General features: G+C 39.2%; 1 protein-coding gene. It reads right to left on the minus strand.

Features of this window, described 5'->3' with window-relative positions:
* The coding region (locus tag SLH48_RS22270) for an endonuclease/exonuclease/phosphatase family protein (RefSeq protein ID WP_320259910.1) at window positions 1-1,510 on the minus strand (1,510 nt) is incomplete at both ends.

A 1,510-nucleotide genomic window follows, 5' to 3' on the forward strand; every position in this document is an offset into this window, starting at 1 on the left:
AGATCAATTTGCACTAACAAAGGATCATGGTCACTCGCTGCACCTGATGCTTCTGTAAAGTCTGTATTAATGTTAACAATATCTACTTCTGTATTAGCTGCGATATTGTTTGACACTAAAATGTGGTCTAACACTTGTGAATTCCCTTGATAAATATATGTGTAGCGTTCTTCTTTAGGTAACTCTTCAACCATGTTTGTTAACACGTCTCCTTGTAGTGTACGTAATGGAGCTGAGAATTCAAAATCGTTCATGTCTCCAAGTACTACAAAGTTGGCATCTGGGTTGACTGCTAATGCACCATCAATGAAGTCATTTAACACTTGTGCCTTTTCAACACGACTTGGCTCACTACCTAAAACAACAGGCTGTTCACTACCATATAGTGCTCCGTCACCTCGTTTTGAATTTAAGTGATTTGCGATGACAACGATTCTTTCACCATTGAATTCAAATTCTGCTGCAAGTGATTTACGAGAGTTACTAAATGCTTCATTTGTAGGGTCGATGCGTCCAGGGTTCATTGTTAAACCACCTTCATCATACCCTACTGCAGTTGTTGCATCACCAGCTGGTTTATCAACTAGACTTACGCGCTCTGGATTATATATATATCCCACACGGATGTTTCCACCAGGTTGTCCACCATCCATCTTGTCTGCCGGTGCGATATCTGTATACTGATATGTCGGTCCACCTGTTGCTTCAATTGCTGCAATTAACGCTTCATACGTTAAACTAGCGTCAGTTGTACCACTATCAGTTGGTCCATCATTATCTTGTACTTCTATTAATCCAACAATGTCAGGAGTTTTTAAGTTTTCAATAATTGAATGAGCAATTTTGTCAATTTTCTCTTGATCAGTTTCAGCAGAGAAGTTTTCGACATTGTATGAAGCTACCGTTAATTTATCTTCTGCTATTTCAATGTTCGTAATTTCTCTTTCTAATCCGCCGTCAATGACTTCTGGTAGATCTTCAGTTAACACTAGCTTGAAATTACTAAAATCATAGCTTAAGACACCAGTAATTGGGCCATCAAATTGATCACCTGTTTTAAGATCCATATCTTGGCCAAGGCTCACTAACAAACGCTCTGGATTGAAGTCTTCTGGTGAAATGATTACACCACCTGCTTCAGTGCGATATGAGTCAACTACACTATCTATTACAACTGGAACTTCTTCGTATTTAGGGTGACCGACAACTGTCGCACCATCTAATACGATACGCATTCCTTCTAAGCTTTCGTAGAAATCAATACCATCTTCTTCAGGATCAAATGCTGCAAAGCCATCATTATCAATTACCTTCGTTGGTTGGATACGGTCATCTCCGATGACAACAGGTGCTGGCAATGGCTGATTAGATGCTTCAACTACCACTGTTGATGCTTTAATTTCTGTCGTTAATAAATCCTTTGCGTCGTCATAACCATCTGGTTTGAATTCTTCTACTTCTCCAGTGACTGATACTAAATCACCAACGTTAACATTTGTGTCTTCGATAT

Origin of the sequence: Cytobacillus sp. IB215316 (assembly GCF_033963865.1) — a bacterium.
Taxonomy (GTDB): domain Bacteria; phylum Bacillota; class Bacilli; order Bacillales; family SM2101; genus Nanhaiella; species Nanhaiella sioensis.